Annotated in this window: 20 protein-coding genes; 12 read left to right on the forward strand and 8 right to left on the reverse strand. The window is 71.1% G+C overall.

What is annotated here, in order from left to right; translation table 11 throughout:
- The first annotated feature begins 2 nt into the window (after positions 1–2).
- Positions 3–1,232: an FAD-dependent monooxygenase gene (locus tag ACFSVL_RS14800; RefSeq protein WP_378304418.1), complete on the forward strand. Its 1,230-nt coding sequence runs from the start codon at positions 3–5 to the stop codon at positions 1,230–1,232.
- Positions 1,233–1,395: 163 nt separating this feature from the next.
- On the opposite strand, the gene ACFSVL_RS14805 is transcribed toward ACFSVL_RS14800, so the two are convergent.
- Entirely contained in the window at positions 1,396–2,181 is a 786-nt protein-coding gene (locus ACFSVL_RS14805) for an IclR family transcriptional regulator (protein ID WP_378304420.1), read from the reverse strand.
- Between the two features lie 183 nt (positions 2,182–2,364).
- Here ACFSVL_RS14805 and ACFSVL_RS14810 point away from each other — a divergent pair, with 183 nt between their 5' ends.
- From ACFSVL_RS14810 to ACFSVL_RS14845, 8 genes are all read left to right on the forward strand, one after another.
- Positions 2,365–3,846, forward strand: a complete 1,482-nt coding sequence (locus ACFSVL_RS14810; protein ID WP_378304422.1) for an aldehyde dehydrogenase family protein — start codon at positions 2,365–2,367, stop codon at positions 3,844–3,846.
- Positions 3,847–3,869: 23 nt separating this feature from the next.
- On the forward strand, positions 3,870–5,981 hold the full coding sequence (locus ACFSVL_RS14815; protein WP_378304424.1) for a hydantoinase/oxoprolinase family protein: 2,112 nt from the start codon (positions 3,870–3,872) through the stop codon (positions 5,979–5,981).
- Positions 5,981–7,954, forward strand: a complete 1,974-nt coding sequence (locus tag ACFSVL_RS14820; RefSeq protein WP_378304426.1) for a hydantoinase B/oxoprolinase family protein — start codon at positions 5,981–5,983, stop codon at positions 7,952–7,954. Before ACFSVL_RS14815 ends, ACFSVL_RS14820 begins: the two co-directional genes overlap by 1 nt.
- Positions 7,951–8,235 (forward strand): hypothetical protein, encoded by a 285-nt coding sequence (locus ACFSVL_RS14825; protein ID WP_378304428.1) that lies wholly within the window; start codon positions 7,951–7,953, stop codon positions 8,233–8,235. The genes ACFSVL_RS14820 and ACFSVL_RS14825 overlap by 4 nt, the downstream gene beginning before the upstream one ends.
- Complete coding sequence (locus ACFSVL_RS14830) at positions 8,232–8,993, forward strand: SDR family NAD(P)-dependent oxidoreductase (RefSeq protein ID WP_378304429.1); 762 nt, start codon at positions 8,232–8,234, stop codon at positions 8,991–8,993. Before ACFSVL_RS14825 ends, ACFSVL_RS14830 begins: the two co-directional genes overlap by 4 nt.
- Positions 8,990–9,673 (forward strand): class II aldolase/adducin family protein, encoded by a 684-nt coding sequence (locus tag ACFSVL_RS14835; RefSeq protein ID WP_378304431.1) that lies wholly within the window; start codon positions 8,990–8,992, stop codon positions 9,671–9,673. Before ACFSVL_RS14830 ends, ACFSVL_RS14835 begins: the two co-directional genes overlap by 4 nt.
- Before the next feature lie 554 nt (positions 9,674–10,227).
- Positions 10,228–10,908: a response regulator transcription factor gene (locus ACFSVL_RS14840; protein WP_378304433.1), complete on the forward strand. Its 681-nt coding sequence runs from the start codon at positions 10,228–10,230 to the stop codon at positions 10,906–10,908.
- Positions 10,905–12,281: a sensor histidine kinase gene (locus ACFSVL_RS14845; protein ID WP_378304435.1), complete on the forward strand. Its 1,377-nt coding sequence runs from the start codon at positions 10,905–10,907 to the stop codon at positions 12,279–12,281. Before ACFSVL_RS14840 ends, ACFSVL_RS14845 begins: the two co-directional genes overlap by 4 nt.
- 1 nt (position 12,282) lies before the next feature.
- Here the strand turns inward: ACFSVL_RS14845 and ACFSVL_RS14850 are convergent, their stop codons facing one another.
- The 4 genes from ACFSVL_RS14850 to ACFSVL_RS14865 all read right to left on the reverse strand — a co-directional run bounded on the left by ACFSVL_RS14850 (position 12,283) and on the right by ACFSVL_RS14865 (position 18,021).
- A complete protein-coding gene (locus ACFSVL_RS14850) occupies positions 12,283–13,965 on the reverse strand; it encodes a hypothetical protein (protein ID WP_378304437.1) in 1,683 nt (560 codons plus the stop codon).
- Between the two features lie 29 nt (positions 13,966–13,994).
- On the reverse strand, positions 13,995–15,752 hold the full coding sequence (locus ACFSVL_RS14855) for a chloride channel protein (protein ID WP_378304439.1): 1,758 nt from the start codon (positions 15,750–15,752) through the stop codon (positions 13,995–13,997).
- A gap of 516 nt (positions 15,753–16,268) precedes the next feature.
- Entirely contained in the window at positions 16,269–17,558 is a 1,290-nt protein-coding gene (locus ACFSVL_RS14860) for an ArsB/NhaD family transporter (RefSeq protein ID WP_378304441.1), read from the reverse strand.
- 16 nt (positions 17,559–17,574) lie between these two features.
- Positions 17,575–18,021, reverse strand: a complete 447-nt coding sequence (locus ACFSVL_RS14865; RefSeq protein WP_378304443.1) for a CBS domain-containing protein — start codon at positions 18,019–18,021, stop codon at positions 17,575–17,577.
- A gap of 313 nt (positions 18,022–18,334) precedes the next feature.
- Between ACFSVL_RS14865 and ACFSVL_RS14870 the strand changes: the two genes are divergently transcribed.
- On the forward strand, positions 18,335–19,165 hold the full coding sequence (locus ACFSVL_RS14870; RefSeq protein WP_378304683.1) for an NAD(P)H nitroreductase: 831 nt from the start codon (positions 18,335–18,337) through the stop codon (positions 19,163–19,165).
- Positions 19,166–19,174: 9 nt separating this feature from the next.
- Here the strand turns inward: ACFSVL_RS14870 and ACFSVL_RS14875 are convergent, their stop codons facing one another.
- Positions 19,175–19,774, reverse strand: coding sequence for an Rv1733c family protein (locus ACFSVL_RS14875; RefSeq protein WP_378304445.1), 600 nt, complete (start codon positions 19,772–19,774; stop codon positions 19,175–19,177).
- 163 nt (positions 19,775–19,937) lie between these two features.
- Between ACFSVL_RS14875 and ACFSVL_RS14880 the strand changes: the two genes are divergently transcribed.
- Positions 19,938–20,339: a CBS domain-containing protein gene (locus ACFSVL_RS14880; RefSeq protein WP_378304447.1), complete on the forward strand. Its 402-nt coding sequence runs from the start codon at positions 19,938–19,940 to the stop codon at positions 20,337–20,339.
- Positions 20,340–20,348: 9 nt separating this feature from the next.
- Here ACFSVL_RS14880 and ACFSVL_RS14885 read toward each other — a convergent pair whose 3' ends face one another.
- Both ACFSVL_RS14885 and ACFSVL_RS14890 read right to left on the reverse strand, forming a co-directional pair.
- The gene (locus ACFSVL_RS14885) at positions 20,349–21,335 is read right to left on the reverse strand and encodes an Acg family FMN-binding oxidoreductase (RefSeq protein ID WP_378304449.1); all 987 of its coding nucleotides are present in this window, start codon (positions 21,333–21,335) and stop codon (positions 20,349–20,351) included.
- Positions 21,336–21,450: 115 nt separating this feature from the next.
- Complete coding sequence (locus tag ACFSVL_RS14890) at positions 21,451–22,440, reverse strand: Acg family FMN-binding oxidoreductase (protein ID WP_378304451.1); 990 nt, start codon at positions 22,438–22,440, stop codon at positions 21,451–21,453.
- A 193-nt stretch (positions 22,441–22,633) separates the two neighbouring features.
- On the opposite strand from ACFSVL_RS14890, the gene ACFSVL_RS14895 reads away from it, so the two are divergent.
- On the forward strand, positions 22,634–23,101 hold the full coding sequence (locus ACFSVL_RS14895; RefSeq protein WP_378304453.1) for a universal stress protein: 468 nt from the start codon (positions 22,634–22,636) through the stop codon (positions 23,099–23,101).
- The last annotated feature ends 54 nt before the right edge of the window (positions 23,102–23,155 follow it).

The following is a 23,155-nucleotide window of genomic DNA, read 5'->3' on the forward strand; positions in this document are numbered from 1 at the left end:
CGATGGACACCCCTGACGTGCTCGTCGCCGGCGGCGGAATCGGCGGGCTGAGCACCGCGTTCGCGCTGGCCCGGCTCGGCCTGCGGGTCCGGGTCCTGGAGCAGGCGAAGGAGTTCGGCGAGGTCGGGGCCGGCATCCAGCTCGCCCCCAACTGCACCCGGATCCTCGACGCCTACGGCCTGCTGGACACCGCGAAGGCGCGCGGCGTCGTCCCGGACCGGATGGTGATGCGCGACGCCGTCGACGGACGTGACCTGACCGCGCTCGACCTGCGCGACCTCGAACGGCGCTACGGCTTCCCGTACCTGGTCATCCACCGCAGCGACCTGCACCGGCTGTTCCTCGACGCCTGCCGCGACGCGGGCGTGGAACTGCTGACCGAGCAACGGATCGTGTCGTACACGCAGGACCCCGCGACCGCCGTGACCGACGACGGCACCGTGCACACCGCGCCGGTCGTGCTCGCCGCCGACGGTCTGCACTCCGCGGCACGCAAGCTCTTCGCGGACGACCAGCCGGTTTCCTCGGCGTACGTGGCCTATCGCGGCACCGTGCCGATCTCGGAGGTCGGGCGGCCAGTGGATCTGTCCGAGGTCGTGGTGTACGTCGGCCCGCGCTGCCACTTTGTCCACTATGGACTCCGCGGCGGGGATTTGCTCAACCAGGTAGCCGTTTTCGAGTCGCCGAAGGCGGTGGCAGGGCTCGTCGACTGGGGCACGCCGGACGAGCTGGACACCGCCTTCGCGGCCACCTGCGACGAGGTGCGCGCCGGGATCCCGCGGATGTGGCGCGACAAGTGGTGGCGCATGTACGACCGCGACCCGATCTCCACCTGGGTCGGCGGCCGGCTCGCCCTGCTCGGCGACGCCGCGCACCCGCCGCTGCAGTACCTCGCCCAGGGCGCGATCATGGCCATCGAGGACGGCTGGGTCCTGTCGGAGCACGTGAAGCGGCTGGGCACGGAGGATTGGGACGGTGTGCTGGCCGCGTACGAGGCAGTCCGGACGGAGCACTGCCGCCGGGTCGTGCTGACCGCGCGTGCATGGGGGAATCTGTGGCATCTGGACGGAGTCGAGCGGTCGCAGCGCAATGTCCTGCTGCGGGAGCGTGCGATCGACGACTACGCGTTCACTGACTGGCTGTATGGCCCGACTGCGTTGTTCCCGGAAGACGAGCCGCCGATGTTCGAGCCGGTGCCGCTGAATGGGGTCGTGAGTGCTAATCCCGGTTAGAACCGGGATTGCCACTCACGAGGCACCAGCAGGCCGCGCGGCTTCCCAGCGTTGCGCCACCGCCACCGCCGTCGCAGCAGGCCCCGAGCGCGTAGGCCTAGCGAGAGTCCGCGTCGCCGCTGGTCTCGTGAGTGGCAATCCCGGTTAGAACCGGGATTGCCACTCACGACAGCTTCTCCGCCAGCCTTCGGCAGCCCTCCACCAGCGCGACCGCGTGCTCGTCCCGCTGGGCTTTAGTCATCCGGCCGGTCGGGGCCGCGACGCTCAGCCCGCCCAGCAGCGGGCCGTCCGGGCGGGCGACCGCACAGCCGATCGAGCTGACGCCGTCCTCGCTTTCTCCCGCGTTGAGCGCGTAACCGCGCCGCCGGATGCGTTCGATTTCCGCCAGCAGCGCGCTGCGGCTCGTCATCGTCTTGGTGGTGACCTGGCCGAGCGCGTCGTTCGGGTAGCGCTGCGCGATCTGGTCGTCCGCCAGTTGCGCGAGCATCGCCTTGCCGAGGCTCGTCGCGTGCGCGGGCAGGGTGCGGCCGACGCGGCCGGCCACCCGCAGCGCCCGGTCGCTCTCGATCACGTCCAGGAACCGCACCTGATTTCCTTCCAGCGTACCGAGATGCACGGTTTCGCCGGTCGTCTCGGACAGCCACTGCAGCACCGGCCGGGCGACCGCGCGCAGGTCCATCTGGTTCACCACCGACAGCCCGATCTCGACCAGCGCCGGCCCGGCCCGGTAGACGCGGCTGGCCGGGTCCTGGTCGACGAACCCGTGGTGCACCAGCATCGCCATCAGCCGGTGCGCGGTCGACTGGCCCACGCCGAGCGCGTCCCGCGCGTCCGACAGCCGGAGTTCCCTGGTGGCGCTGAACATCCGCAGCAGCCGCAGCGCGCGGTCCACGGATTCGATCGGGTACTGCGGAGCGGGACGCGCCGGGCCAGCCTCGGATGTCTGCATAGCAGACAGAGTATCTGGACCAGGGCATCTATGGGTGGCTCCGGCGAAAATAGCTGACCTTATTTCTTGAGAACAGAATTGGAGTCCGCAGGCTGGACTTTCGGCAAGGACCCGGGGTTAGCATGGGTCGACGGCACGCGGGGCTCCAGGTCCCCGCGGGACTCAGGAAGCGCAGGAGCGACGATGCTCGAAGCACATTCCGGCCCGGAGATTCCGACCCGGGTCGCCGAACTTCTCGACCGCGAGTGGCGCCTGCTCATCGACGGCAAGCTCGTCCCGGCCCGGTCCGGCGCCACCTTCGCCCGGGTGTCCCCCTACACCGGCACCGAGATCGCCGAGGTCCCCGACGCAGGACCCGACGACGTGGACGAAGCGGTGCGCGCCGCGGCCGCCGCACGGGAGGCCTGGCGGGACACCCTTCCCGTGGAGCGGGCGAAGCTGGTCGCCGAACTGGCCGACGCCATCGAACGCCACGGCGAGGAACTGGCCCTGCTCGACACGGTCGACGCGGGTTCGCCGATCTCGAACTCGCGCGTCGACGTCGGCGTCACTGTGGCGCAGCTGCGGATGTTCGCCGGACAGGCACTGGAGCTGAAGGGCACGACGGTGCCCGCCAGCAACGCGCTGCACGTGACGACGCGCGAACCGGTCGGCGTGGTGGCGCGGATCGTGCCCTACAACCATCCGCTGATGTTCGCGGGCAAGATCGCCGCGCCGCTGGTCGCGGGCAACCCGACGATCCTCAAGCCGCCGGAGGCCGCGCCGCTGTCCGCGCTGCGGCTGGCCGAGCTGGCCAGCGACATCTTCCCGCCCGGCGTGCTCTCGGTGCTCGTCGGCGACGGACCGGCGGTGCCGGATACGCTGGTGCGCCACCGGGAAGTGCGGCGGATCGGGTTCATCGGCTCCGAGCCCACCGGGCGCGCCATCCAGCGCGCGGCGGCGGAAAGCGGCGTCAAGGACGTCAGTCTCGAACTCGGCGGCAAGAACGCCATGGTGGTGTTCCCGGACGCGGACCTCGAAGCCGCGGCCGCCGGAGCGGTGTTCGGCATGAACTTCACCTGGTCCGGCCAGTCCTGCGGGTCGAACTCGCGGCTGCTCGTGCACCGGGACGTCCACGATGCGCTCGTCGCCCGCGTGGTCGAGCTGATCGAGGCGCGCCGGATCGGCGATCCGTTCGACGAGCGCACCGAACAGGGCACGATGATCAACCGGGCGCAGTACGAGAAGTCGTTGTCCTACATCGACATCGCCGTCTCCGAAGGGGCGCGGGTCGCGACCGGCGGCGGCCGTCCGGCCGGCGTTGATCAGGGCCTGTTCGTGGCCCCGACGGTCTTCACCGGCGTGCGCCCGGACATGCGGATCGCCCGCGAGGAAGTGTTCGGGCCGCTGCTGTCGGTCATCCCGTTCGGCGACGAGACCGAGGCGGTCCGCATCGCCAACAGCGTCGACTACGGGCTGACCGCGAGCGTCTGGACCGCCGACGTCACCCGCGCGCACCGCGTCGCCCGCGCGTTCGAGGCCGGGTTCGTCTGGATCAACGGCTCGTCCCGGCACTTCCCCAACGTGCCCTTCGGCGGCGTCAAGGGATCCGGCGTCGGACGCGAGGAAAGCCTCGAAGAACTGCTCAGCTACACCGAAACCAAGACCATCAACGTCATGTTCTGACCATCGAAGGCAAAGGGGCCCTCATGGCGTACGTCATCGGCATCGACACCGGCGGAACGTTCACCGACGCCTTCGTCGCCGACCAGCACAACCGGCTCGCCGCGGCCAAAACCCCGTCCACTCCCCCGGATTTCGCGACCGGCTTCCTCACCGCGATCGACGACCTCGCCGCCGAACTCGCCGTCCCGGTCCGCGAACTGCTCGCGAACACCGACTATCTCGTGCACGGCACCACCTCGACGCTGAACGCGCTGGTCACCGGAGACGTCGCGCAGGTCGGCTTCCTCACCACCCGCGGGCACGCGGACTCAATCAGCATCATGAACCTCGAAGGCCGCTACGCCGGTCTCGGCAGCGACGACATCCAGCACATGGCCCGCACCGCGAAGCCCGCGTCTCTGGTGCCCCGGCACCGGATCCGCGAGATCGACGAGCGCGTGGACTACCAGGGCCGCGTCGTCGTCCCGCTCGACGAGGACGGCGTCCGGGCCGCGGTGCGCGACCTGCTCGCCGACGGGGCCGAGGCGATCGCGGTCTCGCTGCTGTGGTCGTTCCGCAATCCCGCGCACGAGCAGCGGATCCGCGAGATCGTCCAGGAGGAAGCTCCCGAGGTGTACGTGGCGCTCTCCAGCGAGGTGAGCCCGCGGATCCGGGAGTACCCGCGCAACGTCACGACGATCATGAACACCCAGGTCGGCCCGCGCCTCGGCAGCTACCTGCGGCCGCTCGAGGACGAGCTGCGCGCTCGCGGGCTCACCGGCGCGCTGCTGGTGATGCAGGGTTCCGGCGGCTGCGTCACCGCCGCCGACGCCCCGGCGCACGCGATCACCACCATCGGTTCGGTGCTCACCGGCGGCGTCGTCGGCTGCACCCGGATGGCCGCTTCGCTGGGCCACGACAAGGTGATCTCGACCGACATGGGCGGCACTACGTTCCTGGTCGGGCTCGTCGTGGACGGCAAACCGGTGACGACCACGAGCACGATCCTCAACCAGTACACGATCAGCACGCCGATGGTCGACGTACACACGATCGGCGCGGGCGGCGGCGCGATCGCGTGGGTCGACCCGGGCGGCAACCTCCGCGTCGGGCCGCGCAGCGCGGGCGCCCGCCCCGGACCGGCCTGCTACGGCGAGGGCGGCTGGGAGCCGACGGTCACCGACGCCGACCTCGTCCTCGGCATCATCAACCCGGACAACTTCCTCGGCGGGCGCAAGAAACTCGACGTCCAGCTGTCCCGGGACGCCATCGACAAGGTCGTGGCCACCCCGCTCGGGATGTCCGTCGAGGACGCCGCCGCGGCGATCTACGCGATCCAGAACGCCCAGACCGCCGACCTCGTCCGCAAGGTCGTGGTCAACTCCGGCCAGGACCCGCGCGACTTCACCCTCTACGCGTTCGGCGGCGCGGGCCCGATGCACTGCGCGAGCTACTCGGCCGACCTTGGCGTCAAGGAGGTCGTGGTCCCGCTCGGTTCCACCGCAGCGGTGTTCTCCGCCTACGGGCTGGCGGCCTCCGACATCGTGCTGACGGCCGAACAGTCGCAGCCGGCGGCGATGCCGGTCGCGGCGGAGACCGCGAACGAGGTCTTCACCGGCCTGGAACGCGAACTGGAACGCCGGTTGTCCGAGCAGGGCTTGACCTTCTCCGCGATCAGCTACGAACGCGAAGCCGACATCCGCTACACGATGCAGCTCGCCGAAGTGGCGACCCCGGTGCCCGGCGGCGAGCTGACCGCCGAGTCGGTCGAGCAGCTCGGCCGCGACTTCGAAGCGGGCTACGAAGCCTTGTACGGCAAGGGGTCCGGCTTCCCCGACGCCGGACTGCAGCTGATCACCTACCGCGTCCGCGCCACCGGGATCCTGCAGATCCAGCCGGAGCTGCCCGAGCACCGCGCCCTGCCCGGCGAGCCGGTCAAGAACGGCGAGCGAGAGGTCCTGCTCGACGTGCGCGCCGGACGGCAACCCGCCGCGATCTACGACTACCGCGCGCTCGGCACCGGCCACGAGATCGCCGGTCCGGCGGTCGTCGAAGCGCCCACCACGACCGTCGCGCTGCCGCCCGGCACCCGGGCGACCGTGGACCGGCTGGGCAACCTCGTGATCCGTTTCCCCGAGCGGAAGGAACACTCCTGATGGCCGTCATCCCCGTCGCCGGCTCCGAACGATTCGTCCAGTCCGGCGCTCCCCTCGACCCGGAAGCCCGTTTCGGCGACCTGAACCTGCACCGCGTCAGCTCCACCGACGTCGACGCGCTCACCTACGAGGTCGTCCGGCACCGGCTGGTCGCGATCACCGACGACATGGGCGACGCGATCAAGCGGATGTCCGGCTCGGTCGTCGTGACCGACTGCAACGACTTCGGCGCGGGCATCATGGACGAGACCGGCGAGACCGTCCAGGTCGGGCTCTACAACATGCAGCTCGGGTCCGCTTTGGACATGGCCGTGCGCTGGACGCTGGAGCACCGCGCGGAGAACCCGGGAATCGCGCCCGGCGACCAGTTCCTGCTCAACGACCCGTGGATCGGCGGCGGCCTGCACCAGAACGACGTCACCGTTCTCGCGCCGCTGTTCTACGACGGGCAGCTGTTCTGCTGGACCGGCGCGGTCGCGCACCAAGTGGACCTCGGTGGCGTGTCGCCGGGCAGTTGGTCGGTCGAGGGGCACGACGTGTTCTGGGAGGCGCTGCCGATCCCGCCGGTCAAGATCGTCGAAGGCGGCCGGCTGCGCTCCGACATGGAGGACATGTACCTGCGGCGCTCCCGCGTGCCCCGGCTGGTCGGGCTGGACCTGCGCGCGAAGATCGGCGCGAACAACGTCGCGCAGGACCGGCTGACCGCGCTCATCGACAAGTACGGCCCGGACACGGTCAAGGCCGTGATGAAGAAGATGATGGGCGACGCCGAATCCCAGCTGCGCGCGAAACTGCGCTCGCTGCCGGACGGGACCTGGTCGGCCGTGGCGCACCAGGACGGCGCGCGGGCGGGCGACCGCGACATCCACAAGATCGTCGTCGCGATGTCCAAACAGGACGACACCCTGACCTTCGACTTCACCGGCACCGACCCGCAGGTCGACGGGATCATCAACTGCACGCTCGCCGGGCTGCGCGGCGGGATCCTGCCGATCCTGCTGACCATGCTGTGCCCGGACATCTCCTGGTCGCCCGGCGGGATCTACCGGTGCGTCGAGATCGTCAGCGAGCCCGGGACGATCAACAACTGCACCTTTCCGGCCGGCATCGGGAAAGCGTCGGTCAACTCGGCCTGGTCCACGCAGAACGCGGTGTCCGAAACCGTCGCGCAGCTGCTGAGCACGCACGCCGAACTGAGCCGGTCGGCGATGAGTGTCTGCTGTGGGACCTGGGACCTGACTCTGCTGGCCGGAGTCGACCAGCGCGGCGGCGGTTTCGCCACGATGCTGTGCGACGCGATGTCCGGCGGGCTCGGCGCGAAGGTCGACGGGGACGGCGTCGACACCGGCGGCGAGAACTGCATCCCGATGGGCCGCATCGCCGACATCGAGATCAACGAGTTCAGCTTCCCGATGCTCTACCTGTGGCGGCGCGAGGAGGTCGACTCCGGCGGACCGGGCCGGTGGCGCGGCGGCGTCGGCGCGTCGAGCTGCTTCATCCCCTACGACTCCCCCACCCGCAGCGTGCACCTCGTCGTCTCCGCCAACGGCAAGGCGGTGCCGCAGGCTCCCGGCATTTCCGGCGGCTATCCCGCCGCCACGCAATGGGACGTCCTCGTCCGCGACACCACCGTGCGCGACCAGCTCGCGAACGGCCGGATCCCGCAGACGATCGACGACCTCAGCGGCAGCGCGGACACCCTTCCGCCGCATCTGGAAACCGATCTCGCCGAAGCGGACGTCTACTTCACCCATTGGCAGGGCGGCGGCGGGATCGGCGACCCGCTGCACCGCGAGCCCGAACGCGTCGCCGCGGATGTTCGTGCCGGCAAGGTGTCCGCGCTCGCCGCCCTCGGCGTTTACGGCGTCGTGCTGGCCGACGGTCAACCCGATCTCGCGGCCACTGCGGCACAACGCGATCGGCTGCGGTACGAGCGCGCCGGGCTCACGCCCCCGGAAGGAGCGCACCAGTGAACCTCGACCTCAACCTCCGCGTGGACGATTCGACCGGGGCCGTCGTCTGCCGGCACTGCGCGACGCGGATCGGCGACACCACCGCCCAACCGATGGCGCACGCACGACGCCACGAACGTCCCTCCACCGACGCCGGGCCCGGCGTCCACGCCGATCCCGCCGCGTTCGTCGACCGGAAAGTCCTGCTGCGCCAGGCGTTCTGCCCCGGTTGCCTGACGCTGCTGTCCACCGAGATCGTCCCGGACGGCGAACCCTCCTACCGAAGCTGGAGCCTCGCATGACCCTCAACGGACTCGACGGAAAGGTCATCGTCGTCACCGGCGCGGCGCAAGGCATCGGCGCGGCCTACGCCCGCCGTCTGGTCTCCGACGGCGCGACCGTGGTGCTCGCTGACCTCAACCGAGACGGCGTCGAAGCCACCGCCGCGTCGTTCGACGGTCCCGGCAAAGCCAGCGCGTACGCACTCGACGTCTCCAGCCGCGCCAGCTGCGCGGAGTTCGCCGCGCAGCTCACCGAGGCGCACGGACGCGTCGACGGCCTGATCAACAACGCCGCGATCTTCTCCACGATCAAGATGAAACCGTTCTGGGAGATCACCGACGAGGAATGGGACCGGCTGATGGCGGTCAACCTCCGCGGCCCGTGGCTGCTGGTGTCGGAGCTTCTACCGCTGCTGCAAGCTTCGCCGTCGGCCAGCGTCGTCAACATCGGCTCCGATGCGGTGCAGCTCGGCCGTCCCGGCTACCTGCACTACGTGGCCAGCAAGGGCGGCGTGCACGGCATGACGTTCTCGATGGCGCGCGAACTCGGCGAATTCGGCATCCGGGTCAACACGCTTTCGCCGGGCCCGGTCTACACCGAAGTCGCGCGGGAAACCGTGACCCCGGAACAACGTGAGGCAATGCTGCGCGCCCAATCGCTGCACCGCCCCGCCGGAGCCGACGACATGACCGGGCTGGCCGCGTTCCTGCTCAGCGACGACGCGGGCTACCTGACCGGGCAGACCCTCAGCGTCAACGGCGGGCTGGTGCACCGATGAGCACGCAAAAGGAACTCGTCGCGCTGTCCTCCCGAATCCTGGCCGCCGCCGGACAAGGCGACCTGATCTGGGGCCACGTCTCGTGCCGCGACGAAGACGGTCGCGGCGTGTGGATCAAGTCCGCGGAATGGGGCATGGAGGAGGTCACCCCGGAGCGCGTGCAGCTCGTCAACGCGGACGGCGAGGTCGTGTCCGGAACCGGCCCGCGGCACAGCGAATACCCGATCCACACCGAGGTGATCGCCGCGCGGCCGGACGTCAACGCGGTGGTGCACACGCACGCCCCGCACGCCGTCGCCCTAGCCGCGACCGGACAGGAACTGCGGCCGGTGAGCCACGCCGCCAACCTGTTCGTGCCGCCCGAGGTGCCGCGCTACACCGAAACCGCGGACCTGATCCTGACGCCCGCGCTGGGCAAGTCCCTGGCAGCGGAACTCGGCGATGCCCGGGCGGTGTTCCTGGTGAACCACGGGATCGTCGCGGTCGGCGATTCGGTGGAGAGCGCGACAGTCGCCGCGGTGGTGCTGGAGCGGGCTTGCGAACAGCAGCTGCTGACGCAGTCCTTTGGCGGGTGGCCGAGCTGGTCGCCGCCGGAGGAGTCGCAGGCCAAGCGGGAGCATATCTATCATCCGCGGGCGGTGCGGGCGGTGTGGGATTACTTGGTGCGGCAGCTGCCTTGAGCGGGTGGTGCTGACCGTCCATAAAGGACATCAGTGCCGACGAAATGCCCGGTTAGTGCCCAGATAACCGTATTCACAGGTCCGTGAAGGACTCCATGGGGGAACCAGATTCCCTCAAGGAGTCCTTCACGGACCTGATTCCCATACCAGAGACTCAAGGCGGTGCCGCGGGTCTCGTTGAAGCTCGCCTGCCCAGGTCGGCGGGGCTGGGTTGGGTCGTCCGTGAGGGCCACCTTCACGGACTCTGAGTCCCCCAGGGTTCCCCTCACGGACCTCCGGATATGGTCACACGGGTGCCAATCGGGCATTTCGGCAGTTCTGGCGTCCTTTGTGGATGGTCGAGCAGGCGTGGGACCGCGCAGCTTGAATCCCTGGCACGGGAATCAGATTCCCTCGCGCTCGCACCGCCCGGCAGGCGCACCTCAACCGCGCCGCCAGCGCACCACCGAAATCCCGCCGGATCTCGCTGCCCGCGCCGGAATCCGCACCCGGCCCGCTCTTGCCGCGATAGGCAACAATTTCTAGGGCAAGGTTCTGCGGCGGAGGGCGGCCCGATGACGGTGCGAGTCTTGCTGGTCGAGGACGACGCCCTGATCAGCGCGGCGCTTTCCCTCGCGCTCGCCGATCAGGGCTGTGCCGTGACGCAGGCCGCGTCCGGCGAAGAAGCGCTGGAGAAACTCGACACCGCGCGCGTCGACGTGGTCCTGCTCGACCTGATGCTGCCCGGGATGGACGGGCTCGCCGTCTGCCAGGAGCTGCGCGTGCGCGGCGACCTGCCGGTCATCATCATCACCGCCCGCGCCGACAGCCAGGACGTCATCGCGGGCCTGGAGGCCGGCGCCGACGACTACGTCACCAAGCCGCTGGTCGCCGGCGAACTCGCGGCCCGCATCCGGGCGCTGCTGCGGCGGGCCGCGCCGGTCCGGCGGTGCTGTCTTCAGGTCGGCGATCTGCTGCTGAGCACCCACGACGAAACCGTGTCCCGCGACGGTGCGCCGATCCGGCTCACCCGCACCGAATTCCGGCTGCTGGCCGAGCTGGCCGCCGCCGAGGGCGAGGTGGTCACGCGGGAGCAGTTGCTGCAGCGGATCTGGGGACGCGACTACTTCGGCGGCACGCGGCTGCTCGACGTCCACATCAGACGGTTGCGGCGCAAGGTCGAACCGGATCCCGACTGTCCGCGCCTCGTGCTGACCGTCCGGGGAATCGGCTACCGCGCCGAGCCCCGGCCGTGAACCGCGGGTCTTCGCCCCGGCTTTCCTTGCGCTGGCGGGTTTCCGCGGCGTTCGGGCTCGGGCTGGTGGTGGTCGTCAGCGCACTGTGCGCGGCGACCTGGCATCTGGCCACCGGGTACCTGCTCAGCCAGCGCCAGCTGAGCGCCGACCGCCATTCCCGGGTCAACGCGCGGCTCGTTGACAACGCCGTCCGCGACCAACCCGACGGTCTCGGCGAACTGCTGCCCGCGCTCGCCGCCGGGCCGCATTCGACCATCCTCGTGTCCCTTCCCGGCGGCTGGCGCACCGCCGGACGCCCGGTCGCCCCCGAGGACCTGCCGCCCGGCCTGCTCACCCGGGTCCACGCGGGCGCGCCCGCGCACGAGCGCTTCCTCGCCGACGGGATCCCGGTTCTCGCGGTCGCGCAACCGCTCGCCATCCCGAACGGCTTCTACGTCGAACTGCATCCGCTGCTCGGGCTCGAACGGACCTTCCAGAACCTGCGGATGATCCTGTTCTCCGGCACGGTGGTGTGCGGCCTGTTCGGGGTCGTGCTCGGCGCGTGGGCGGCCCAGCGCGCGCTCCGGCCGCTCGCCGCGTTCACCGAGACCGCCGCCCGGATCGCCCGCGGCGACCTCAGCGCCCGGCTGCCCGAACAGTCCGGCCCGGACCTCGCCCCGCTCGCCGCGACCTTCAACTCGACCGCCGCCGCGCTGGAGCAGCGCGTCCGCCGCGACGCCCGGTTCGCCGCCGACGTCAGCCACGAACTCCGCTCGCCGCTCACCACGATGACCTCGGTGGCCGAAGTGCTCGACCGCCGCCGCGACGCCATGCCCCCGCCCGCGCAAAAGGCGCTGCAGCTCCTGCTGGCCGAACTGCACCGGTTCCGCGGCATGGTGCTCGACCTGCTGGAGATCTCGGCGGTCGACCAGGCGGACAACGGCGAGGAACGCGAACTGGTCGACCTCGGCGCGCTCGTGCGCGGCGGCGTCGCGAGCAGCCCGGCCCCGCGTCCCGCGCTGGACCTCGCTACTGAACCGCTGCTGGTGGCCGCCGACCGCCGACGCCTCGACCGGGTCTTGGCGAACCTTCTCGACAACGCGGCGCGCTACGGCGGCGGCGCGGTACGGGTGGCCGCCTACGCGCGGGACAGCGTCGTCCGGCTAGAGGTCGATGACGCTGGCGACGGGGTCCCAGAGGAACTCCGGGAGCGCATTTTCGAGCGGTTCTCCCGCGGAGTGCACGCCGGACGGCGGGATCCGGACGCGGGAACCGGGCTCGGACTGGCGATCGTCGCCGAACACGTGCACCGCCACGACGGCCGGGTCTGGGCGGAGGACCGGCCGGGCGGCGGGGCGCGGTTCGTCGTCGAACTCCCCCGGGCGCGCGGCTGACTCAGTCCCGTTTCAGCGCGTTGGTGAGCCCGGCGACCACCGCGGTGGTGAGCACCCAGCCCGCGCCGGTGAAGACCCACGACCAGACCTGCGCGGGGCCTTGCGGGTACCACGCCTTCTTCTGGCCGAGGTCGACGATCGGAATGAGCACGTCGAGCGAGTAGGCGATCGGCTGGAACGCGGGCCCGGAGGGGGCCGCCGCCCGCATGTCCGACCGGTAGGCGCCGCCGAACAGCGACGTCCCGAACGAGACCAGCAGCACCAGCCACAGACCGGCCAGCCAGGTGCGGTAGCCGTAGCCGACTGTCAAGTACAGCAACCAGTTCCAGAGCTTGCCCAGCGGGTTCAGGACCCGCCTGCGGCGCCACTGCTTGGCCACCTGCACCCGGCGCGCGGCTTCCACGCGCCCGCGCCGCCGGTAAGCAGCGGCCAGCTGGTCGTAGCCGGCCGGAGAGTAGCCGAATCCGTCGCTGCGCAGCCACGACAGACGCTGCCGCACGCTCGCGCCCTCGTTGCGCAGGATCTGGTACTCGAACCCGGCGAGCCCCGGCTCGGACGGCCAGCGGCCCGGCTCGTCGAACAGTTCGTTGACCCGGGTGCGCACCACGTCGACCTGGCCGCGAAACGGTTCCGCGGGCAGCAGTTCGAGAATGTCCGCCTGCGCGGAGCTGAGTTCGAATGCCGCCCCGCCCGCGGGCACCGTGCTCGTCCCGACGAACCGGAGCTTGTGCCCGATCCTCCCGTCCACCAGGCGAATTTCGCCGTCGGCCGTGAAGTCCCTGCGGAACTCCAGGTCGCCCTCGACGTGGATGCCGTCGCCGACGAACGCGGGATACTGCCGGGTCGTCACCGATCCGTCGAACACCACCCGGCCGCCGACCCGCGCCTCGATCAGGCGGATCGGGCCGTCGGACGAGAATCCGTTCCGGAAGGAAATGTCGTGCGCCACGGAAATCTGGTCCGCCGAGAGCGCGAAAGCGTCCGGGTTGGACAGTCGCGCGTCGTCGAGGACCAGGTTCCCGCCGACCCGCGCCCCGCTGAGGAACACCGCCCCGGCGGCGGAAAACCTTTCGGCGAGCAGGGAGGTCCCCACCTGGAGGTTGTCCGCGGTCAGGGCGGTGCCGCCGGGGTTGCGCACGCTCGCGCCGGAGAAGTCGAAATGCCCGCCGATCGCCGTGTCGGTGAAGGCCAATTCGCCCTCGGCGGTCAGGTCGCGGGCAGCCAGGTTGCCGCCGACCTCGATGCCCATGGCCAGCAGGGAGGTCTTCTCGAGATGGCGGAGCCGTGCGCGGGTCAGGTACAGATCCCGGCCGATGTGCGCGCCGTTGAGATTCATCCCGCGGGCGACCTCGATCTCGGCGAGGTCGAGAAACCCGGTGGTCCGGACGTTGTCCGCCCTGAGGTAGCCGACCTGGCTCCCGCGCAGGCCGATCGACTTCGCCTCTGTTTCGGTGAGGCGGACCGCGCCGGTGAAGACACACTGCTCCAGCGCCAGCGGGCAGTCGATCGTCATCGCACCGAGGTCCAGCTCGCCGACGATCCGGGCGCCCCGGAGCCGGACCGCGCGCGGCGGCCGGTCGGCGGCGAGCAGTTCGACGAGAACGGCAGCGTCGAGCGGTTCGCTGCCGGTCAGGTCGAGTTCACGGCCAGTGCGCGCCGCGTCGGCGAGTTGCTCCATCGTCACGCGCTGAGGATTTCACGACCGTCGCTCTCTCACCTCCCAATCCCCGCAGGTTCCAGCGCGGTGAGCACCGATTGATGCGTGATCCACCCGGTCAGCTCATCGCCCCCGGTCAGCACCGGAAGACCGGTCCCCGGAGCCTGCGCGAGTGCGTCAAGCGCGTCGGCAAGCGTCGAATCGCTCGTCACCAACGGAGGCAGCTCGGCGAGGTCCCCGACCCGGCCCGCGTGGTCGTCAGCCACCGCCTCGGCGACCGCGCGGGCGGTGGCGCAGCCCTGGTACCGGCCATCCTCGTCGACAACCGGCAGGATTCCGTGGCCCGACAACGCCAGCGCGTGCGCGGCCAGCTCCAGCGGCAAGTCTTCGCGCAGCGGCTCCGGCAGCGACTCGGTGACGGCCGAGACTTTGGTGCCAGCCAGCCGTCGCGCGGAGGGATGCTGGTCCAGGTCGATGCCGCGGCGACGGAGCTTGAGCGTGTAGATCGTGTCCCGGCTCAGCGCGCGGCTCACGGCGGTCGCGATCACGATGGCGGTCAGCATCGGCAGGATCACCGTGTACTGCCCGGTCAGCTCGAACAGCACGATCACCGCCGTGATCGGGGCCCGCGCCGCGCCCGCGAACGCCGCGCCCATGCCGATCAGCCCGTACACGCCCGGCGACGCGGTCACCGACGGCAGCCACGCGTGCACCCCGATCCCGAACGCCGTCCCCGCCATCGCGCCGATGAACAGCGACGGCGCGAACACCCCGCCCGAGCCGCCGATCCCGATCGTCAGGCTGGTCGCCACGATCTTCCCGAGCAGCAGCACCAGCAGGAACCCGAAGACGTAGTGCCCCTCGACCGCGTTCTGCAGCACCGGATAGCCCACCCCGTACATCTGCGGCAGCGCAAGCAGCAGCCCGCCGAGGAAGAGCCCGCCGACGGCCGGGCGCAGCCACTCCGGGCCCCGCCACAGGCGGTCGCACAGGTCCTCGATCCAGTACAGCGCCCGGGTGAACAGCACCCCGCACGCGCCGACGACCAGGCCCAGCGCCACAAACAGCAGGTACTCCACCGGACTCCGCAGCGTGAACGGCGGCAGGTCCAGGAACGGCGCGTTGCCCAGCACCGCGCGCCCGACCACGCTCGCCGTCACGCTCGCGAGCACCACCGCCCCGAACGATTCGGCGGCGAAATCGCGCAGGATCAGCTCCATCGCGAAGAACGGACCGGCCAGCGGCGCGTTGAACGTCGCCGCGATCCCGCCCGCCGCGCCGCACGCCACCAGCACCCGCAGCCGTGATTCGGGCAGCCGCGCCGTCCGGCCGAGCGCCGAGCCGAGCGCGGACCCGATCTGCACGATCGGCCCCTCCCGGCCCACCGAACCGCCAGAGCCGATCGTCAACGCCGACGCCAGCGCCTTCACCACGCTCACCTGCACCGGAATCCGCCCGCCCCGCTCCGCGACGGCGTACATCACCTCCGGCACCCCGTGCCCCCGCGCCTCCGGGGCGAACCGGTGCACCAGCGGCCCGTACACCAGGCCCGCGACCACCGGGGCCAGCAGCAGGAACCACGGCCCCAGCGCCGGGAACCACGGATGCGCCGCACGGCCGGCCGCCGAGTAGTCCTCGTGCCCGGAGAACACGTGCGTGAACGACGTGATCAGCCACCGGAACACCACCGCGCCCAAACCCGCGCCCGCACCGATCAGCACCGCCAGCACGACCAGCCCGGTCCGGCTCTCCCGCACCCACCGGCCGACCGGCTGCCGCGCGGGCACGACGAGACCGCTTATCCCCGAAGACATCGGTGCAGTATGCAACAGTTGTCCATGGACAGTGTTGCGGTCTCGCTCACACCTTGGCGGGCCCCGCTCCCGCAGAGGCCCGATGCCAGGACTTAGGCTGCGTCGCCGCGGACTGTTGACCGTCCATAAAGGACTTCAACGCCACCGGAATGCCCGATTGATGCCCGCCTGGCTGCGCATGCGACGCACCCAATGTGGCATCGGGTGCGTCGCATGCACCCCATGCCACATTGGGGCGCTAGTCCTCCCCGGCGTTGCCGCAGAAGTCCCTGAAGGGCCCTCGCGGGCCTGGATTCCCATGCCAGGGACTTAAGCCGAGCGGCCTCAGCCTGCCGACTGTCCACACGGGACGCCAAGCTAGGAAAGATGCCCGATTGATTCCCATCTGACCATTTACGTGAGTCTGTGAAGGGAACCTTCAGGGAATCTGATTCCCTCAAGGAGCCCCTCACAGACCGCACACCGCTCCCCGCCCGACAGGCCCGCCGTCCAGCAGGCAGCCCCTCGGAGCGCGGATCAGAACACGAAGTAGCGCAACCACAGGTACGGCGCGGCGACCGCCACCGTGATCACTGTGACGACCGCTCCCTTCTTCGTGAATTCCCAGAACGAGATCGGCGTGCCCGATCGCGCGGCGATGCCCAGCACGACGACGTTGGCGCTGGCCCCGACCGCGGTCATGTTGCCGCCGAAGTCCGCGCCCAGCGCCAGCGACCACCACAGCGCCTCGGAGTGCGCGGGATCGGGGATGTCGTTGGTCAGCGCGAGCACGAGCGGGCTCATCGTGGCCACGTACGGGATGTTGTCGATCACGCCGGACAGCAGCGCGGACACGCCCAGGATCAGGAACACCGCCAGCAGCGCGTTCCCGCCGGTGGCGCCGGCGGCCAGCTTCGCCAGCCAGTCGATCACGCCGGTCTTGACCAGCGCCCCGATCATGATGAACAGGCCGGCGAAGAACAGCAGCGTTTCCCATTCGACGCCGTCGAGGTACTGCTTCGGCTGCGTGCCCGAAACCAGCACGAGCAGGCCGGCGCCGAGCAGTGCGACCACTGACGGGTCCAGGTGGACCACCGAGTGCAGCACGAAGCCGGCGAACACCAGCAGCAGCACGATCCCGGATTTGATCAGCAGCTTCGGCTGCCGGATCGCCTCGCGCTCCTTGAGTGCCATCACGTCCGCGACCCGCTGCGGATCGACGGTGAACGAGCCGCGGAACAGCCACGGCAGCACCAGCGCCAGCACGACGAGTTCGATCGCGACGATCGGCGTCAGGTTGACCAGGAAGTCGTTGAACGACAACCCCGCGCGGCTGCCGATGATGATGTTCGGCGGATCGCCGATGAGGGTCGCGGTGCCGCCGATGTTGGACGCGAGGACCTCGGCGATCAGGAACGGCGCGGGGCTGATGTCGAGCCGGTCGCACACCAGCAGCGTCACCGGCGCGATCAGCAGCACCGTGGTCACGTTGTCCAGGAACGCCGAGGCGACCGCCGTGATCAGCGCCAGCAGCAGCATGATCCGCAGCGGCGATCCCTTGGCGCGCTTGGCCGCCCAGATCGCGACGAACTCGAACACGCCGGTGCGGCGCAGGATCCCGACGATGATCATCATGCCGAGCAGCAGGAACAGCACGTTCCAGTCGACGCCGGTGTCCTCGGAGAAGAACGCGTCCGCCGAACCGCTCACCCCGGTCGCGAGCACCACGCCCGCCCCGGCCAGGGCGGCGGTCATCTTCGGGATCTTCTCGGTCGCGATGAAAACGTAGGCCACCACGAACACGACGACCGCGATGACCGTGCTCACCGGTGGGCCGCCCGGGTCAGCGAGGCGCCAAAGCCAGCTCCAGCAGCCGCGACGCGGACACCACGCCGAGCAGGGTCCGGTCCCGCATGACCGCTACGAGCGGACAGCGCAGCCGGGCCATCGTCGCGGCGACCTCCACGATCGTGTCGTCGGCGTCCACCCTCGGCAGTTCGCGCGGTTCGGCGGGCAGCAGCTCGCGCACCGTCCGGCCGGCCAGTTTGTCCGCGACCCGGTCGGCCGTCGATTCGCTGAGCACCCCGGCGAGCGACGGGTCGTCGCGCACGTAGGGCGGCACCAGGAACTGCACGACGTCCGAGGCGGGCAGCACCGAATGCGGGCACCCGGACTCTTCCGTCACCACCAGCCCGGGCAGCCTGCGCTCGGCCAGCAGCCGGGCGGCCGCCAGCGCGTCCGAGTCCAGGCCGACGACCGGGAACTCCTCGGCCAGCTCCGCTGCGCGCATGCCCCCAGGCTACGGCGCGCCGGAGCGTTCCGCCGGACCTCGGGATTTCTTTCCGCACACCTGACAGCGGCGCCGGCGGCAGAACGGTCATCGGGGGCTCCTCGGGGTCGGTCGTCCGGCTCGTCGCCCGGCTGGGCACGAGCGGGCCGACCAGACTTCCCGGCACTCCAGGCGTAAAGATGCCGCAAAGATCGCGCCGGGGCAAACCGGCGCGGCGGCCAAAGTCCCGCGGTCCGGGGAATTCCGGCCCTGCCCAGGACATCGAGCTGCTGCCAGGGTGGCCGGAGCATCGGACGAGACGAAGAAGGTCGCCATGGAACGCGGACTCCCCGCCGCCTCCACCGTCACCACCGCCGTTGGGATGGCCGTCCGCGCCCCGTCGGCGCACAACGCCCAGCCCTGGCGCTTCGCGGTCGGCTACCGGTCCCTGCACCTCTATGCCGACGCGTCGCGGCCCCCGGCCGGGACCGTTCCGGACGAGCGGGATCTGGTGCTCAGCTGCGGGGCCGCGCTGCACCACCTCCGCATCGCCTTCGCCGCGCTCGGCTGGCGCGCCGAGACGCACCGGCTGCCCGACCCGGCCGATCCCGACCACCTCGCGGCCGTCGAACTCCACCGGCACGAACCGACCCTCGACGAGGTCGCGCTCGCTGCCGCGATCCCCCTCCGCCGCACGGATCGGCGGCGGCACAGCTCCTGGCGCGTGCCCCGCAGGCATCTCGCGGGGATCGCCGAAGCTGTCGCGGAGGAAGGCGTTGTCGTGTGTGTCGCCGAGGAGGCCGAGCGGTGCTGCTTGGCCACCGCGATCGAGGAAGCCCTCGGAGAGGACGACGAAACGGTGCTGCTCGTGCTGAGCACCGCGTCCGACGACCGCCTGTCCCGGCTGCGCGCTGGAGAGGCTACGAGCGCCGCACTGCTCACCGCGACCCGCTTCGGCCTCGCCAGCTGCCCGCTGACCGAACCGCTCGAACTGCCCGGCGTCCGCCGCACCGTCGAGGGGAAGGTGACCTCCGGCGCGTTCCCGCAGCTGGTCCTGCGCATCGGCTGGGCTCCGGCCAACGCGGACCCGCTGCCGGCGACCCCTCGGTACTCCGTGGACGACGTCCTGCAACCGCTGGAGGCGCGGGTGTACCAGCGATCCTGAAACCCTCGGTCACGGGTGCGTGCGCTTTTCCTGTTCGACGTCCCATTCGCGCTGCCACTCGGCCATCCGGTGCCGGTTCAGCGCGAACACCGTGGTGCCGTATCCCAGCGCCAGCAGCAAGCACACCGACGCCCACAACCCCAGCGCCAGGCACACCGCGTCGACCAGCACGGCCGCGGCGCTCAGCGGCGGCGGCACCGGGTTCCCGGCCCGGTCGACCCAGATCGAGAGCTGCTCGCCGCGCCGCGCGCCCTCGTCGGCCGCCACCTTCCCGACTCGGCGCGACCCGTCCGGTGCCGGCCAGGCCGCGTCCGTCGGTGCGGAGTTCGCGACGACGCCGCTGCGCCCGCTCACCGTGGTCGCCGGGCCGTCGGCCAGCAGCACTGCCGTCACCAGACTGCGCTGCGCCACCTGTTCCGCCGAGACCGGCTTCTGCGTCCCGTACAGCTCCGAGCCCGCCGCGGCCGCGAACGGGACCGCAGCCAGCGCCACCAGAACCACCCCGAGAAGAAGACCGGCCTGCGCCCGATCGGAAAGCCGCGCCACCGAACCACGGCCGGGAACGAGCACGCGCCACCAGCGTGCGACGCGGTCAGCAGGCATATTCATCTCTCGCGCCTTCCGCCGTTCCGGACCGGTTCACCCACCAGAATCGCCGGGGAACGGCGCTGTCCACAGAGGAGTTGGGCCGGGCGGCGGGGACCAAAGACCCTTGGCGCGCCGAGGTTCCGAGAGTGATCGTCGAAGCAGGCCGGGACGAACGGAGACATCCATGCACGTGCGCGACATCATGACCACCCCGGTGATCGCGGTGACGCCTTCGGCCTCGCTGGCGGAGGCGGCCCAGCTGATGACCCGGCACGGGTTCACCGCCCTGCCGGTCGTCGACGGGCGGGGACGGCTGCTGGGCCTGCTGAACGAGGAGGACGTGGTCCGCGCGGGAACTCCCGGCGAGGCGGGCCCGGACGCCGGCGTCCTGCTCGGCGGGCACCGCACCGCCGCGAGCGTCATGCGCACCCCGGGGCTCGCCGCGGCGGCGGGACTGGAGGTGAGCGACCTGGCCGACCGGATGGCCGAGGCCGGGGTCCGTTCGCTGCCGGTGCTCGACGACGGAATCCTCGTCGGCATGGTCACGTTCCAGGACGTGCTCCGGGCCCGTCCCGGAACGTCCTGACCGGACCGGTCACCACGCCGGGACCTTCGGCGCGCTGCGCACCGTCGTGACTTCCGGGGCCGGGCGCCGGGCGGTCATCCGCGTGGGCAGCCCGTACCCGATGCGCAGCAACGTGTGCACCTGCCCCAGGTCGCGGAAGGCGGCCAGCAGCCGCGCCCGGGTGGAGCGGGCCTCGAACGGCTGGGACAGGAACGACGTCGCCAGTCCTTCGGCGGTCGCGGTCAGCAGGACGCGTTCCATGATCATCCCGCCGCGCACGTCGGCCGCCGCGCCCTGGTCGCGGGTCAGCACCGCGGCCAGCACCGGATCCTGCTCGAACTGCCGCGGCGGGATCGACCGGTTCTCGTGCGAAGAGCGCAGCGACACCACGCCGGGGACGTCGGCGGGCGGCCCGAACCCGGTCGTGGGCACGCCGTCCGGGCAGTCCGCGGAACGGCCCGTCCACTGCGCCGCTTCCGCCCGGAAATCCGGGTCGGTGGCCAGTTCCGTCTCCGCGCGGCGGACCAGCGCGGACACCTGCGCGTACCGGCCCGAGGCGTCCAGGAATTCCAGCTGTCCGCCTTCGCCGAGCGCGGCCGAGCGCAGACTCGCCCGCGCGGACGCCGGCACCTCCCGCTCCGACAGCGGACGCCGGTTGGTGTGGCGCCGGTAGATCGCCTCGGTGAGCCGTCGGTCCAGAGTGGACGGACGGGTGTTGCCCTCGATCGAGACCACCGCCAGCAGGTCGTGCTCGGCCGCGTCCGGGAGGATCCGCACCCGGCTGCGCACCCCGTTGACCCGCAACGCGAGCGTCAGGTTGCCGATCGCCGCGCCGCAGGACAGCCGGGCCTCGCGCCCGGCCGGGTCGGCGACCGCCAGCACCCGGTCCCGGTCCAGCCACACGTCGATCCGGGGGCCGTCGACGACGAACCGCCACGGTTGCGTGTTCTGCGGGGACGGCGCGCGCACGGCGGCCGCGAGCGCTTGGTCGACGACAAGGGGCAGGAATCCGTTCATCGCAGTCTCCGGGGGTGGGGGCTCCGGCTGTGGGGGCGCTGCACCGAGCGTCGCTCGCCGAGGCCCGCGGAGGTAGCGGAACCCGTCCCGAATCCGAGGGACCAACGGCCCCGGTTCATTCCGGACGGCCGGGAAGGTCGTGGGCGAGCAGTTCGCCCAGCGGCAGCCGGGGCGAGGGCGGGGCCGCCGAAACCGGGTGCCCGCACCGGAAGATCGCCTGCGGCAGCCCGGGAAGCCCGAGCCGCTCGGCGAGGTGCTCCCGGAATCCGGTCAGGTGCAGCGGCTGGGTGAGCACGGAACCGGCGAGGCCGCGCGCGGTCGCCTCCAGCCACATCCGCTGGAGCGCGACGCCAGCGTCGAGGTGCGCCCGTCTCGTGTCGTCGTCGGTGCAGAACACCACCAGGGTTTCCGCCGCGAGCCGTTCGGCCAGCCGGACGTCGTCGGGAACCGGAGTCGTCCGCCGGACGAGACCCGCGGCGGGCAACGGTTCGTCGCCGAAGGACGCTTCCGGGACCCCGTCCACGGCACCCAGCGCATAGCGGCCGAAGGTGTGCGCGGTCCAGGTTTCCAGCTCGCGCTGGTAGGCCGCGTCGGAGCGGAACACCCGGGTCGCGAAGCCGAGCATCTCCGCGAGGACGCCGACCGAGGCCGGCGCGAAGGCGTGCACCGACGGCTCTTCGACGGTGTCGAGCAGCTGGGCGACGTCGTCCACGGGTTCCGACGCGAACTCCCGGCGATAGCTCCGGCGGCGGCCGATCGCGCGGTAGCGCACCAGGTCCGCGCGGGCCGGCGCAGCGCCCGGTCTGGTGTGGACAGTCGCGGCCACGTCGCCGTGCGAGGGGAAAGACGTGGTGATGTCGCGGCGGAGCGCTTGTGCGGCGAGCTGCAGGTTCGCGAGCGCGGCTCCGCACGAGAGCAGCCGGTCCCGGCCCTCCGGATCGTGCCGGGGCAGCACGATCTCGGTGCGCTCGACGAGGTCGACATCGGAGCCGCGGACGCACAGCCGCCAGGGCTGGCTGTTGTGCACCGACGGGGCCCGGCTGACCGCGCGGGCGAGGGTGGCGGTTTCCGCGGGGGCTAGATCGGCGGGTGCCGAGTTGTCCATGTGGTCGCTCCTGAGGCCGGGGTCCGTCGCCCCGGTCCCTTCCATGCTGGTGGCCGGCCGGTGCGCGAAGCTGGGGCCGAAAGTCATCGCGCGCGCCGCAGACGTCCCTGTGCGCAGCGAGGACCTACGGCCCTGTCCACGGGCCCGGACCCTGCCGCACTATCGGCCGGAACCCGAAGAAAGAGGCACGAAAATGAACTTCTCCGACCGTCTCATCGTCGTCGGCGTCGACGGCTCGCCACCTGGCGACGCGGCCCTGCGCTGGGTGCTCGGCGTCGCCGCGCAACCCGGCGACCGCGTGCTGGCCGTGGTGGTGCGCCCCGCGGACACGCTGCTTCCCGGGACGTCGTTCGCGTTCCAGCCGCACGGCCGCCGTCCGGACCCGTGCTGCCTGCCGCACGAGCGCATCGCGAGAATCCGGCGGGAATTCCCGGACGCCCCGGACGTTTCGATCTCCACCCCGCACGGCGACCCGGCAACCGAACTCGTTGCCGCGTCCGCCGACGCGGACCTGCTGGTGGTCGGCGCGAACGGGGCCGGGCTGACCCGGCAGCTGATGCTGGGCAGCGTCTCGCGGGAATGCGTGCGGTACTCGCGCTGCCCGGTCGTCGCGGTCACGCCGGAAGCGGCGGAGCGGCTGGCTGCCGCCGCGGCCGGGTGACCCCACTGGATTCTCTCCCGGTCAAGAAGAACGCCCACCCGCGGGCACCCGACC

It is taken from the genome of Amycolatopsis silviterrae (genome assembly GCF_042684085.1).
Classification (GTDB): domain Bacteria; phylum Actinomycetota; class Actinomycetes; order Mycobacteriales; family Pseudonocardiaceae; genus Amycolatopsis; species Amycolatopsis silviterrae.